Origin of the sequence: Neobacillus sp. PS3-40 (assembly GCF_030915485.1) — a bacterium.
In the GTDB taxonomy this organism is placed as follows: Bacteria; Bacillota; Bacilli; order Bacillales; family Cytobacillaceae; genus JAUZPL01.
The window spans coordinates 288,711-302,115 of the sequence record NZ_CP133266.1; the positions used below are offsets into that span (position 1 = coordinate 288,711).

General features: G+C 33.5%; 16 protein-coding genes. 4 read left to right on the forward strand and 12 right to left on the reverse strand.

Annotation, left to right across the window (positions count from 1 at the left end):
* Positions 1-264: 264 nt before the first annotated feature.
* Complete coding sequence (locus tag RCG20_RS01490) at positions 265-732, reverse strand: 2-thiouracil desulfurase family protein (protein ID WP_308182471.1); 468 nt, start codon at positions 730-732, stop codon at positions 265-267.
* Positions 733-1,086: 354 nt separating this feature from the next.
* Here RCG20_RS01490 and RCG20_RS01495 point away from each other — a divergent pair, with 354 nt between their 5' ends.
* Positions 1,087-2,325 (forward strand): IS110 family RNA-guided transposase, encoded by a 1,239-nt coding sequence (locus RCG20_RS01495; RefSeq protein WP_308181253.1) that lies wholly within the window; start codon positions 1,087-1,089, stop codon positions 2,323-2,325.
* 138 nt (positions 2,326-2,463) lie between these two features.
* Here RCG20_RS01495 and RCG20_RS01500 read toward each other — a convergent pair whose 3' ends face one another.
* Together RCG20_RS01500 and RCG20_RS01505 are read right to left on the reverse strand one after the other, a co-directional pair.
* Positions 2,464-3,279, reverse strand: coding sequence for a GNAT family N-acetyltransferase (locus RCG20_RS01500; protein ID WP_308182472.1), 816 nt, complete (start codon positions 3,277-3,279; stop codon positions 2,464-2,466).
* Between the two features lie 127 nt (positions 3,280-3,406).
* Positions 3,407-3,865: an NUDIX hydrolase gene (locus RCG20_RS01505; RefSeq protein ID WP_308182473.1), complete on the reverse strand. Its 459-nt coding sequence runs from the start codon at positions 3,863-3,865 to the stop codon at positions 3,407-3,409.
* A gap of 380 nt (positions 3,866-4,245) precedes the next feature.
* Between RCG20_RS01505 and RCG20_RS01510 the strand changes: the two genes are divergently transcribed.
* Positions 4,246-5,484, forward strand: a complete 1,239-nt coding sequence (locus RCG20_RS01510; RefSeq protein ID WP_308182474.1) for an IS110 family RNA-guided transposase — start codon at positions 4,246-4,248, stop codon at positions 5,482-5,484.
* 153 nt (positions 5,485-5,637) lie between these two features.
* Here RCG20_RS01510 and RCG20_RS01515 read toward each other — a convergent pair whose 3' ends face one another.
* The 6 genes from RCG20_RS01515 to RCG20_RS01540 form a co-directional block, all read right to left on the reverse strand.
* Positions 5,638-6,495 carry a phosphotransferase gene (locus RCG20_RS01515; RefSeq protein ID WP_308182475.1) on the reverse strand — a complete coding sequence of 286 codons (858 nt, stop codon included), beginning with the start codon at positions 6,493-6,495 and terminating at the stop codon, positions 5,638-5,640.
* 175 nt (positions 6,496-6,670) lie between these two features.
* On the reverse strand, positions 6,671-7,222 hold the full coding sequence (locus RCG20_RS01520; protein WP_308182476.1) for a GNAT family N-acetyltransferase: 552 nt from the start codon (positions 7,220-7,222) through the stop codon (positions 6,671-6,673).
* Between the two features lie 210 nt (positions 7,223-7,432).
* Positions 7,433-7,525: a PspC domain-containing protein gene (locus tag RCG20_RS01525; RefSeq protein WP_308182477.1), complete on the reverse strand. Its 93-nt coding sequence runs from the start codon at positions 7,523-7,525 to the stop codon at positions 7,433-7,435.
* Between the two features lie 151 nt (positions 7,526-7,676).
* Positions 7,677-7,892, reverse strand: coding sequence for a hypothetical protein (locus tag RCG20_RS01530; RefSeq protein WP_308182478.1), 216 nt, complete (start codon positions 7,890-7,892; stop codon positions 7,677-7,679).
* 180 nt (positions 7,893-8,072) lie between these two features.
* Positions 8,073-8,378, reverse strand: coding sequence for a TIGR04104 family putative zinc finger protein (locus RCG20_RS01535; RefSeq protein ID WP_308182479.1), 306 nt, complete (start codon positions 8,376-8,378; stop codon positions 8,073-8,075).
* 192 nt (positions 8,379-8,570) lie between these two features.
* Complete coding sequence (locus RCG20_RS01540; RefSeq protein WP_308182480.1) at positions 8,571-9,053, reverse strand: hypothetical protein; 483 nt, start codon at positions 9,051-9,053, stop codon at positions 8,571-8,573.
* A gap of 195 nt (positions 9,054-9,248) precedes the next feature.
* On the opposite strand from RCG20_RS01540, the gene RCG20_RS01545 reads away from it, so the two are divergent.
* Positions 9,249-9,722, forward strand: a complete 474-nt coding sequence (locus RCG20_RS01545; RefSeq protein ID WP_308182481.1) for a hypothetical protein — start codon at positions 9,249-9,251, stop codon at positions 9,720-9,722.
* A gap of 138 nt (positions 9,723-9,860) precedes the next feature.
* On the opposite strand, the gene RCG20_RS01550 is transcribed toward RCG20_RS01545, so the two are convergent.
* Entirely contained in the window at positions 9,861-10,532 is a 672-nt protein-coding gene (locus tag RCG20_RS01550; protein WP_308182482.1) for a VanZ family protein, read from the reverse strand.
* Between the two features lie 354 nt (positions 10,533-10,886).
* Between RCG20_RS01550 and RCG20_RS01555 the strand changes: the two genes are divergently transcribed.
* The gene (locus RCG20_RS01555) at positions 10,887-12,122 is read left to right on the forward strand and encodes an IS110 family RNA-guided transposase (protein WP_308182483.1); all 1,236 of its coding nucleotides are present in this window, start codon (positions 10,887-10,889) and stop codon (positions 12,120-12,122) included.
* Positions 12,123-12,327: 205 nt separating this feature from the next.
* Here the strand turns inward: RCG20_RS01555 and RCG20_RS01560 are convergent, their stop codons facing one another.
* Positions 12,328-12,654 carry a YjgN family protein gene (locus tag RCG20_RS01560; RefSeq protein ID WP_308184263.1) on the reverse strand — a complete coding sequence of 109 codons (327 nt, stop codon included), beginning with the start codon at positions 12,652-12,654 and terminating at the stop codon, positions 12,328-12,330.
* A 185-nt stretch (positions 12,655-12,839) separates the two neighbouring features.
* Positions 12,840-13,385 carry a GNAT family N-acetyltransferase gene (locus tag RCG20_RS01565; protein WP_308182484.1) on the reverse strand — a complete coding sequence of 182 codons (546 nt, stop codon included), beginning with the start codon at positions 13,383-13,385 and terminating at the stop codon, positions 12,840-12,842.
* Between the last annotated feature and the right edge of the window lie 20 nt (positions 13,386-13,405).

The window sequence follows — 13,405 nt, forward strand, 5'->3', positions numbered from 1 at the left end:
TAGATTCTTGAGATGACAATCCCGATTAAACCAAGGATGATTGATTACGGCCATAAGAATGTACCACTTCTGCCATGTTTTTTACCAGCGATTGACACAAGATTAACCGCTTATTGCCACCGCATTTACCAACGGAGTAATGTCAAAGAAAAAGGATTTGAAACGTAGAATTTTGGGAGATAAAAAAAGCCTGATTCCTCCGCAATTTTACCGAGGAATTAGACTAATGATCTTCAACAATTGCGCCCTTTAATTGAAGATAAATTATATTATCTCATCAAAATTATCGGCAAACTGTTTTTCTGAAATTACTTGTAAACCGTTTCTTTTTAATAAAGCAGCTGTAACCCCATTCCCAGCAATCTTCTCTCCTATAAATTCACCATTATAAATCATTGAACTTGCACATGATGGGCTATACTCTTTAAGTACAACTACTGTTGCGTTAACATCTATAGCCTTTTTTAGAGTAATATAAGCTCCCTTTATGTATAGTTCCGTAACGTCACTACCTGATTTTTCGATTACTTTAGCTTTTCCAACCAATACATCTTCCCCGTCACCACCTATTATTTCAGCGGGTTCTCTCGGAATTGAAAAGCCACCAAGTAATTCAGGGCATACAGTAATTGCTTTATTCTCTTCTATTAGTTTACTGATCTTATGATCTAAACAATGTGTTCCGTTATATCTTACCTCTAATCCTGCTAGACAGGAACTTACTAATATCATTGAATTCACCTCAATTTAGTATCATCTAATGACATTGTACAACTAACTCCCATTATAAAATAGAACAAATTGAGCGCCATCTTACTTTATTAAAGAATAGCGCCCGATCGTAATATAAGTTTAACCAGTTTTTACTGGTTGAACTTTTTTTAATTGGTTTTATTATAGCGGTAGTCGGAGTAGAACGTAGCGCCCGTGGGACTTGATCCCGTCCGCAAAACTGTTCACTCCCTACTTGTATAAGCATGTTTCAGGCTGGTTGGGACAAAGATCCCGTTTAACAAGCGAACCTATGACAGTACAAGCAGCTCTAGGGACAACCGACTAATCTTTATTTCTAAGGAGGAGATGATGATGAATCCAGTAGTTGGTCTGGATGTTTCTAAAGGGGAAAGTCAGGTACAAGCATTCTTGGATAAGAGTCAACCTTTTCGTAAAAGTTTTAGTGTAAAGCATACTGTTGAGGGCTTTGAGAATTTATTAGGATTCTTAAAAGAGATTGAAAGAGTAGCTGATGGTAAGCAACCTTCAGTTATCTTAGAATCAACAGGACATTACCACTCTCCTATTATTCAATTTTTGGAGGAACAGCAATATGTTTATATTATTGTGAACCCCCTTATCTCTCATCGAGCAAGGAGTGCCAGTTTAAGAAAGGTAAAAACAGACGCTGTCGATGCCTATCTTCTTTGCGAACTATTCTATAAAGAAGAAGTTGAGCCGTATAAGAAAAGAGGTATTCAACTCTTAAACCTTCGTAATCTTACAAGACAACAAGAGATCATTACAGGTATCTCTACACAAACCAAGGTACAGCTTCTAACAGTGCTAGATCAGGTATTCCCTGAATATAGAGGTGTCTTTGGTGATTTATATTCAAAAGTATCTTTACAGACTCTTTCCATATTTCCTACTTCTGAACATGTACTAAATACTACCGAATCTGTATTAACCGACAAGATTGTATCGTTATGTACTAGACGTTCTGAAAAGTGGGCAAAAGAAAAAGCACAAAAGCTTATTGAAGCAGCATTACGAAATCCATTTCAAAATAACTTATATGAAAGTCATATTTTTAACCTAAAGATGTTAATTACCATCGTTCTTCAATATCAAGAGCATTTATCACTACTAGAAGCAAAAATAGATGCCCTCGCTAAAGAAATTGAAGAATATAAGATTCTCCAGTCTATTCCTGGTATCGGAGAAAAGATTGCGGCAACAATCATTTCCGAAATAGGAGAAATAGATCGGTTTAATCACCCTAAAAAGTTGGTTGCCTTTGCGGGAATAGATCCTAGTGTTTACTCTTCTGGAAGATTTACAGCAACCAAAAATCGTATAACAAAGAGAGGATCTAGAAGGTTACGGCAAGCATTATATATGGCTGTATACTGTGGAATTCGAGATGCCCGAAAGCAAAAGACGAGTGATACCGTTATTCCTCGAAATAAAAAATTAAGAGAGTTTTACGATAAAAAACGCGACGAGGGTAAACCCTATAGAGTAGCAATTATCGCTTGTGTTAATAAGCTTTTACACTTGATTTATGCGCTTTTAAAGAACAAAACCACTTTCCAAGAATTAGCTTAAAAACCATGTTTAACAATACAAAACAAAACCTTCCAATTTTGAAGATGAGGAAGGTTATTTGGCATACTCATTTTTAGTATATCATCTATATTTTAATTTTTTAATTGAAAAATGTTGACAACTATTAGCTGGTTTAGCTCAATAAGAATCACAAGGAATATGTGTACTAGATAAAGTAAAATCGACAATGGAAAGTTCCTTTATTGCTTGATAACCCAACCCTTCATATACCCGAACAGCAGGCAAATTATCTGCCAGTACACCTAGATAGACATCTGGTGAAAGTTTTTTCCCCAGGTGTGTCAATTCACTTGTTATATGTTTAGCTAATCCTCTTCCTCTGCAATCTAACCTAGTAACAATGTTCCCAAGTTCTACAAGCCGAGAGTCATAAAAATGGTAGCCACCCATTGCTATAAAATCTTTTCCTTCCTTAATTCCAAGAAAAGGACAATTCTCTAACTCACTCCTGGTAAAAAACCTCATTCCACCTCTATGCAAAAAATTAAGTACCTGGGAATATTCACTCTCACTAACTTTTTCTACAATATTTGATTCAAGGAGTTTCGTTTCATCCTGATGCTTCATATTTAAAAAACGTTGAGGATTCCCCTGAATGAGTCCGAAGGATTTGAAAAGTTCAAGGTCACGTTGACAGAGTATCGTACCACAAACAGCATTTTCATCAAGTTTGATAGTTTCTCTTGTAAAAGCAATCAGTTCTGGAAAAAAGATGTTTTTCTCTTCAACACGGAAGAAAGAAAAGGCTGGAAAAGAAAGTTCACTAAAATAAGCTAATACAGCAGTAAGTTGGTTATTAACGAATTGACAAATATACCGAGCATTCTCCTTGCGTTGAGATAAATAACTATAAAAAAGCAAATTCTGGTCTGCATTAATGTGGGGCAATAATTCAAAAATTGTATCGTGAGTAAGCAATCTATGAGTGAACATTTAGACACCTCACAATCTTTTATTTGTTAATAAATTCCACAAAAAAAGCGTTAATCCTTCTTGTATTAACGCCCCCGTTAATGCAATAAGAAATTAACTTTTATTTGCTGGTTTAGCTCAGTAAGAACTATTTAAAAAGTTGCTCATTAAATACACTAATTGGATATATGTTTTTTTCTAATAAGTTATCAATTATCTGCTTTATTACATGCGGTTCTCGTAGATCCTCGTTTTCAAATGCTAATAGGTCATTAACTTTTATCCACTTGCTGTCAGTAATTTCATCTTCTTCGAGATTTAATGTACCTCCAGTAACCTCACCAATAAAATGAAATAAAATTACTTGATTGTTCGTATTACTGATAAAATTATATACTCCAGTCGTGCCAATCAGTTTTACATCTAACCCCGTTTCCTCCTTAACTTCCCTCCGAGCTGAATAAAGAATGTCCTCACCATACTCTATATGTCCACTCGGAAAGTTCCACTTATCGACAGCAGTAGGTTTATTTTCTTTTATAATTAAGACTTTATCATTACCTAAGATTGATACACTTGCTACTAATACAATTCCATCTTGAGACATCCATTTCTCCTCAATTCTATTTGAAAATTACATTTATCATTATTATATATAAATAACTTCTTCTTTCACTAAACTGCACCGTTACTTGAATAAGAAAAAGGCTTTACCCCTTTTTAAAGTAAAGCACCCCGTTCGTAATATAAGGTTAGCCAGATTTTTCTGGTTGACCTTTTTTCATATGGTCTTAATATAACGGTAGTCGGGGTAGAACGTCGCACCCGTGGGATTTAATCCCGTCAGCTAAACTGTTCACCCCCTACTTGTATAAACATGTTTCAGGCTGGTTGGGACAACGCTCCCGTTTAACAAGCGAACCTATGACATTACAAGAAGCCCTAGGGGATACCGACTAATATTGCATTACTAGGAGGAGATAAAGTATGAATCCAGTCATTGGTCTGGATGTTTCAAAAGGGGAAAGTCAGGTACAAGCATTTTTAGATAAAGGCAAACCTTACCGTAAGAGTTTCAGTATTAAACATGATCTTGAGGGTTTGGGGAATTTATTAGAGTTCCTTCAAGAAGTTGAGAGATCTGCAGGTGGTCATCAACCTTCGGTCGTTTTAGAATCAACAGGACACTACCATTTTCCTGTAATTCAATTTCTTGAGGAGCAAAATTATGTTTATATTGTTGTCAATCCTCTTATCTCACATCGAGCCAAAAGTTCGAGTTTACGAAAGGTAAAAACAGATGCAGTTGATGCTTATCACCTTTGCGAACTATTTTATAAAGAAGAGTTAGAGCCTTATAAAAAAAGAGGAATTCAACTATTAAACCTTCGTAATCTAACAAGACAACAAGAAAGTATTGCAGAAGTATCAGCACAGACTAAAATACAATTGCATACCCTTTTGGATCAGGTATTTCCTGAATATAGAGGAGTTTTTGGAAGCTTATATTCAAAGGTCTCATTGCTTACATTATTAGCATTTCCTACTTCAGAAGCAGTGTTAAGTGTGAGTGAAAAAGAAATAACAGAGAAAATATCTTCACTATGTATGAGTCGTTCGGATGCATGGGCAAATGAAAGGGCCAAAAAATTAAGAGAAGCAGCCCTTCGTAACCCATTTCAAAACAACCTGTACCAGAGTAACATTTTTAATCTCGAGTTATTAGTCAAGATTGTTCTTCAATACCAAGAGCATCTATCTAAGATTGCAGATGAAATAGATGCCCTCGCAAAAGAAATTGAAGAATATCATATACTCCAGACTATCCCTGGAATCGGAGAGAAAATCGCCGCCACGATTATTTCCGAAATTGGTGAGATAGATCGGTTCAATAATGCCAAAAAGCTTGTTGCATTCGCTGGAGTAGATCCAAGTGTTTACTCTTCTGGTAAGTTTACAGCATCAGTAAATCGAATTACCAAACGAGGTTCTTGTAGGCTTCGTCATGCCTTGTACATGGCTGTTCAAAGTGGTATTCGTGATGCCCGTAAAAAGAAAACGACTGATGAAATCATCGCACGCAATAAAAGATTAAGAGAGTTTTACGATAAAAAACGTGAAGAAGGAAAGCCCTTCAGAGTAACAGTTATTGCATGTGTTAATAAGCTCTTACATTGGATTTTTGCCTTACTAAAAAGCAGGACAACTTTCCAAGATATAGCTTAAAAACTATATCTAACTAAATACAACAAAACCTTCCAAAAAGAGCATAACGGAAGGTATTTGGCATGAACATTTTTAGTATATCATGAGGTTATTAAACTTTTTATTGAAAAATGTTGACAAGCTATTAGCTGGTTTACTTGAAGAAGACTAACCTTAAAATTTCACGTTTTTGATTATGCCCTTCCAGTAGTTCCAGGCTTTAAAATATTCCTCAAAATCATTTGGATGGCGTTTAATACAAGTCCCTAACCTAAGATACAAATTAATAATTACTTGTTCGTATAAAGCTGAATTATTCTTTTCTCTTTTAAGCATCAAATGTCTTACCCCTGAATCTATGGTTTCCTTTGTCAAATCATCTGGGGATGAGCAAAAGGCATAGATTAAATCATAAAGAGGGTCTCCTATAATAGGAGTTGGGTCAATGACACCAATTAACTGTCTATCACTAAAAATGAAATTATGTACTCCACAATCCCCGTGTAATAAGAATGGTTTACTATCAGTGCTATTTTTTTTAACCAGGTTACATACGAAGTTATAATCATCATTATCCAATCGTGAAGCTATAATTTTTTTTGCTTCAACTATTTCATTAATAAGAAATCTCTGCCAAGAATCTACTGATTGGTCTGCCCATCCCCAACCAATATCATTAGGTGCGAGCTTATAATTGTTTAGAAGTCCTTGCACAAGTGTCTTAAGCATATCCTTTTTATTCTTTCTAACAAAATTTGTAGAACCATTTATGAATGAATAAACTATGTACTTGTATGATGGTTCAACGAATAGAAGATTAGGTAACAATTTTATTTCCTTATAATAATCAAGGAACGTTACCTCCGATTCAATCACTTGTGGGTCATTTAACTTCACCACATATTTGATACCATCAATGTTAAGGAGATACAACTCACTGACAGTACCCCCCTTTAAATGTTCATATTCTGTTGGTTCTGAATGAATTATATTATTGTGAATTAGTTCTTTAATTATCTTTTGTATCACCATCTTTTATCCCCACTTTTAGATTAGACTCTTAAACTATCCTGTCCGTTACTTGAAAATGAAAAGAGCATTAGCGTTATTCCAGTAATGCATCCGTTTAACAACAGTCACTTTTTACCTGTTGAACAAATTTCAGCATTTGAATAGTATGAATATTTTGAAAGTATTATAATAATAACTATAAATTTTTAACCATAATCAAGCAGGGGTTTTCTTTTCCCCAAATTTCTTTGATTTCTTCTAATGGAAAGAACCCAGTTTTATTATAGAATTCTCTCGTTCTCTTATAATTTATATCAGAATGTGACTCCCCCAAAGTTTTTACCATTAGAAATTTTACTTGTTTATTAATTAAATGTTCTTGTGCAATTGCTAATAACTTTTTCCCAATACCTTTACTATGAAATTCTTTTAAAATCCCCATAACATATATCTCTGAGGTATACTTATTATTAGACTTAATACTTATAAATCCTATGGGCTTATTTAAATAGTATGAAGTATAAAAATCTGTATCAGTTACTTCATTAACATAATTTTCTATTGATTCTTCAATTCCAAACCATTCTGGTAATTGCCTTAATATATAATTTGTGACCTTAGATTTTTCTTCATCACTTACCAGTTTTTTTATAGTTTCCATGACTCCAATCCCCCAATTATTAACATTTTTTACACCGCACATTTTTCTCCAAAAGGTCATAATAAAGTATATTTTTCTTTTTTTCACTAACACCTTCTTAAACAAAACTGCCCCGTTACTTGAAGAAGAAAAAAGCATTACCGTTGTTCCAGTAATGCACCCATTAGTCGAATAAAAAGTATTTTTTGCAAGCACAAAATAGTCTAATTTAATAAAGTGATGAGTTGTTCTCAGTTAACAAAACAGCAAGAATTAAGTATATAAAAAAGGAAACGGGAGTAAAAATAAATATTAATCTTACGATAAAGGGGAAATGCCAAAATGTTCAGCTATTCCTCCGCATACTCCTAATAACGCCTTTTCTTTTGACGATTTTGTTAACCTATTCAATGTAATCCCTCCTTGTATTTAAATTCTAATTATTCAAAATTATACCATTTTAAGTTCCTCAACAAAACTATTCGTCAGTCAAATAAGGAAACGGCTGTTGAAGCAGTCTTACTTTTGTTGAACTCATGCCCCCGTTACTTGAATAAGAATTTTATTGAAGTCCATATTTTAGTATCTGATGTCTAATAACCTCGTTGCCAAATGTGAACCAAAATAAAAGGAATAAAACTATAACGCCCATCGCCAGACTAAACCAAGCAAAGTATTTATTTTCCTTATTTATTATGGGGGATAGCACAATCAACAATGCCCCAAAAGCAAGGGTTATTACAACCGTAAGCTGTCCTGTTAATGTTTCAAAAATCATATAATCCCTCCCATATCCTAAGAATATTTTAACATTATTTTCTATTTTCTTGTTGAACAATCCTGCTCCGTTAGCACAACAACAAAAGGGATCCCGCAGCGATCCCTTTATTTAACTATTGCCCACGATAGTTTAAGAACATTACTTCACAAACTTTGGAAAAAAATATTTACAAAATACCTAAACACTATTATCGTTTTTGTTAGCTTTATATTTAGCGTAATAAGGAAAAAGAATTATGTGTATTAGAGTTAACAATAACGATAATGTTAATCTCAAACCAAATGGAACATCACTTAAAAAGAAAAGGATAAAGAATGCAATTATTCCTGTGAAAATACCAAATGTTCTTCTGCTTCGAAAAGTTACAATATGTTTTAAACCACACTTTTTGCACACTATAGGCTTATATCCCCAGCTAATATTCTTTTGAATTTCTATCCATCCAAACTGATGTCCACAGAATTCACACTTCTGAATACTCAATTTAACCACCACCTCTTCAGATAATTCCAACATAGGAAAACTTGAATAAAATGGATAATTTAATTAAAAAGTTGATATTACGAAAAAGAAACATCAACATTTCCTTTTTAAACTAACGTACCCCATTAGTAAAAAAGCGACTGCTGTTATTGAGCAATCGCCCCCTTTAGTTCAAAAAGTGGTAGCGACCAATTATATACTTTTGCTTAATCGTTCATTTATCAACACAAAAGCAGTATAAATTACTATTATCACAGGTAATAAAGCTGAAAAAGTTAAAGGCTCTGTTAAATTTCCAATAGGTGATATCAAGAAAAATGACAAAATATATCCTATTAAAAATAGAGTAGTAAACAAACAAAGATGTAAAATAATAAAATGGATTAATGCCTTTTTATTTTTCCGATAACGAAATAATAATAACAAAGTTGCAAGTATTATTAATCCCCAAAACGAATTCTCAAACATTGAAGTCCAAAAGTTTAACTGTTGTATATTTTGGATGTCTCCTTGCGTAAGGTAATCAGTGTTTATCCACTGTTCAGATTTACTTAGGTGGTAATTATCCATTAAAATATATCCCAAATAAAATAACATCATTAATCCAAGATACACAGATATTATTACTCTCTTATACCCTTTTCTTTTTTCTTTATATTCTAGGTTTCTAATCACACAACAACCCCCTTTAATTAAAATGTTATTTCTTACTTATTGCTTTACTTCAATAAGAAATGGCTTTTATCCTTCTTTACTAACCTGCCCTTTAGTTAAATAAGGGTACATAACATTTTTATTAATAGAGCTATTATTTAAGAGGAGAATACTTCTATATATAGTATTATTATACAAAGGGGGTGAGGGGTTTAAGTGAAAAAATTATATATAGGTTTTTTTATTTCTTTAGCAATAATTATCATATTTATTTTTGGGAATTCATTAAAAAATTTTATAAATCCAAATTTGGATGGAAATTCAGCACCTGGTCCTACTATTACCTTAAATGGTAAAAGCATGGACCATAGTTATGAGAGTTTATGTTGGAATAAAAATTGTAGTGAAATTAAGCAAAATCCCCCTTCTATTCCTATTACTACTGTTAAAGTCGGCGATATAATTGAAATTGCTTGGAACAAATTTATTAATAAACCCAATCGAGTAATTCTAAACAATATCACAACAGGTGAAACCGTAGTCTACCATTTAGCTGATAGTGACATTGAAATTGATATGTCAAAACAAGCATATCCTTTTCAATATGAAGTAATATTTCAATGGTACCTAGGTGCTTCAAATGATCTAAGAGGAGAATCGTATTTAAACTTTAAAGTAAGAACTTATTAAAATCAAAGACGTATGGGAGAGATTCTATATCTCTTTCATTTTTTATTTTCTATAGGATTCCTATTTCTTATTTCGCTAACCTGCCTGTTACTTCAATAAGAAAATGTGATTACATAGTTAAGTTTCATTGTTCTTCTATTAAAAAGTTACATCTGAGTTTTTTATCTTTTGACTAACTAATTTTTTGATTTTTACCCATAGAAGATAACAACCAACACCAATAACAGCCCCTAATGTATTTAAAATTACATCATCAATATCCGAACTTCTTCCCATACCTATTTCAAACATCGAGCCTAAAATACTTTGTAAGAACTGTACAAATTCAATTCCAACTGTACATAGAAAAGAATACCAAATAGCTTGTTTATTACTCTTTGCCCATTTGAAATACAGCAGAGCAAATGTAAATGGGGTAAGCATAAATGCATTTCCAGCGATTTGGAATAATGGAGAAGGATTATTATGAAGAACATCAAGAACCCCTTTGATGGGTAATAAATTCACAGAATAGACTATGTATTTTAAGTTTTTTAATGAATAATGTACATTATCAAAAAAGAATAAAAATTGAACTGTATTATGATACAGTATGCAAAAATACACTGAGAAACATATACCAATAATCCAATCAAATACATTTTGTAATCTTGTACGTTTTAATAGGAATATCATAAAACTGGTGATAATTGCAATGTTCAGCAAGACTTGCAAAATGATAAGCAAGAATCGATGCAAATTACCAAAGTAAAGTAAAAGACTTTCTCCGTAAAAAATAAATGGGACACCTAATAATATGTATTTCTTCACATTTTATCTCCTCGTATATCAATTCCTTTTTAAATTATAACAATAATTAGAAATATTAGTATAATTTACATCAATTCAATTAAACTATCCTGACTGTTCGTATTATAAGGTTAGCCAGAATGCTAAATATTTCTGGTTGACCATTTTTTATTTGGTCTTATTATAACAGTAGCCAGGGTAGAACGTAACTGACCGTGGGGCTTAGACCCCGACAACTAAACCGTTCGCCCCCTACTTGTAGAAACATGATTGAGGCTGGTTGGGACTTAGATCTCGTATAACAAGCGAAGCTGTGACACTGCATGGAGGATTAGGGGTACTGGCAAATTACTAGTTTAGGAGGAGGATTTAAAAATGAATCCAGTCATTGGTCTGGATGTTTCAAAAGGGGAAAGTCAAGTTCAGGCATTTTTAGATAAAGGCAAACCTTATCGTAAAAGTTTTAAAGTTTCTCATACTTTGGAAGGTCTTGGTTTACTTCAAGAATTTCTTGAGGAGGTTAAGAGAGAATCAGGTCAGAAACCACCTATCGTCCTTGAAGCAACAGGACATTATCATTCCTCTGTTGTTCAATACTTGGAGGACCGTGGATATTTATTGATAATTATTAATCCATTGATTTCCTATAAGGCAAAAAGTTCAAGTCTTCGGAAAGTAAAGACAGATGCGGCTGATGCTTACCATCTCTGCGAGCTGTTTTATAAAGAGGATTTAGAGCCGTATAAGAAGCGGGGAGTGCAACTTTTAAATCTTCGAAATCTTACAAGACAGCATGAGAATATAACTGGGGTATTGATTCAAACAAAGCTACAATTTCAAGCAATTATGGACCAAGTTTTTCCGGAATATAGAGGGGTTTTTGGTGACTTATATTCAGTTGTATCACTCTTAACTCTTTCAGAGTTTCCGTCGTACGAGGATATTTTAGGGATAAGTGTAGAAATACTAGCAGATATAATATCTAGTTTATGTAAAAGTCGATCAAATAGATGGGCTAAAGAAAAAGCAATTGAACTTAAAGCAGCCGCAACTCGAAATCCATTTGAAAAGACTGTTTATCAAAGTCATATCCTGAGTCTAAAAATGTATGTAAACATCATTCTTCAATACAAAGAGCACCTATCTACGTTGGAGTCAGAGATAGATGCCCTCGCTAAAGAAGTTGAAGAATATAATATTATCAAATCTATTCCAGGTATCGGAGAAAAGATCGCTGCAACGATCATTTCAGAGATTGGGGAGATAGATCGATTTACTGATCCTAAAAAGCTGGTAGCTTTCGCTGGAGTAGATCCTAGTGTATTCGAATCTGGTAAGTTTACAGCCACAAAGAATCGAATCACAAAAAGAGGGTCAAGTAGGCTTCGTCACGCCTTATATATGGCTGTTCGTTGTGCGATTCGTGATTGCCGTAAAAAGAAAACAACGGATGAAATCATCCCTCGCAACAAGAAAATGCGAGAGTTTTACGACAAGAAACGTGGCGAAGGAAAACCATTTAAAGTAGCTGTCATTGCTTGTGTAAATAAACTATTACATTGGATATTTGCCCTTTTAAAAAATAAAACGACTTTCCAAGATATAGCTTAAAGCCTACATCTAACTAAATAACACAGAACCTTCCAAAAACAGACTAACGGAAGGTTATTTTGCATGCACATTTTTAGTATAGCATGAGATATTTTAAGTTTTTATTGAAAAATATTGACAAACTATTAGCTGGTTTAGTGCAATAATAATTCAACAAAAAAGTGCGGCAATCTTTTAGGATCTGACGCACTCTTTACCTCAATTATCAATTTGCAAAAGTTGTATGTTTCGCATTCCACTTTTCAAGGGCAATAAAAAGCCAAAATGAATAAATACCAATAGTGATAACGCAAAAGAACCACCACTTAATCCAATTTCCGAAGAGCCCAATAGCACTTCCATTAAATTTGAGTCTACGTCCTTCAACGACAGTATGGTTTATTTTCCATCCATATATCATTGTGATCGCCCAAGGATAGCAAATCCCAAATGTACATACTGTCACCAACCACCCCGGTAAAGTCCAACCTATGAATTGTAAAAGTCCACCATCAAAATATGAATTACTAGTTTCAGTGGCGACGTGTTGAATATTCTAGTTAAACACAACTTCCGTACTCATTTTTCCACCACTCCCCGTTTAACCCTAATTATTCCATATCGTACGTCTTTATTCTAGTACAAAAATCGCCTTATACAACTATCCTGCCCGTTACTACAATAAGAAAAAAAGAGCTTGCTGCTGCAAACTCTTCTTCAACTCAAGCCCCCGTTAACTTAATAACTTTGTTTATAATCCTTATTTATTATAGAGTAAACATATGTATCATTTGATACTCCATCTTGATATATATAATTCCTTAAAATGCCTTCTTTTTGAAACCCAATCTTTTGTAATAATTTATTAGATGGTTCGTTTTCAGGAAACACTATTGCACCTATACGAATTAATTCAAGTGAATCAAATCCAAAAGAAATGATCTTTGAAACTGCCTCGGTAGCATAACCATTATTCCAAAACTCAGGGTGTAATTCATAACCTATTTCAGCTCGCCTTTGTTTAGGAACCCAAGCATCAAAACCTACTGTTCCAACAAGTTGCTCGGAATCTTTAATTTCAATGCCCCACCGAAATCCTCTTTTTTCATTGAATTTCTGTTTAAAATAATTAATGAATTCGTTTGCTTCTTCAATCTTTTTGAAAGTTTCCTTTCCATAATAACGTGTTACATGTGGATTAGATAAGATTGAAAAAATCACTTTAGCATCATACTCTGTTAGCTCCCTTAATATCAATCGTTCCGTTTTTAATACTGGGAACACAACAAACTCCCCCTTTCTCC

Excerpts from the sequence above, each read along its gene's own strand:
- RCG20_RS01500 (WP_308182472.1), bottom strand. The coding sequence starts at position 3,279 with ATGTTCACTCATAGATTGCTTACTCACGATACAATTTTTGAATTATTG.
- RCG20_RS01515 (WP_308182475.1), bottom strand. The coding sequence starts at position 6,495 with ATGGTGATACAAAAGATAATTAAAGAACTAATTCACAATAATATAATT.
- RCG20_RS01495 (WP_308181253.1), top strand. The coding sequence starts at position 1,087 with ATGAATCCAGTAGTTGGTCTGGATGTTTCTAAAGGGGAAAGTCAGGTA.
- RCG20_RS01510 (WP_308182474.1), top strand. The coding sequence starts at position 4,246 with ATGAATCCAGTCATTGGTCTGGATGTTTCAAAAGGGGAAAGTCAGGTA.
- RCG20_RS01490 (WP_308182471.1), bottom strand. The coding sequence starts at position 732 with ATGATATTAGTAAGTTCCTGTCTAGCAGGATTAGAGGTAAGATATAAC.
- RCG20_RS01505 (WP_308182473.1), bottom strand. The coding sequence starts at position 3,865 with ATGTCTCAAGATGGAATTGTATTAGTAGCAAGTGTATCAATCTTAGGT.
- RCG20_RS01530 (WP_308182478.1), bottom strand. The coding sequence starts at position 7,892 with ATGATTTTTGAAACATTAACAGGACAGCTTACGGTTGTAATAACCCTT.
- RCG20_RS01555 (WP_308182483.1), top strand. The coding sequence starts at position 10,887 with ATGAATCCAGTCATTGGTCTGGATGTTTCAAAAGGGGAAAGTCAAGTT.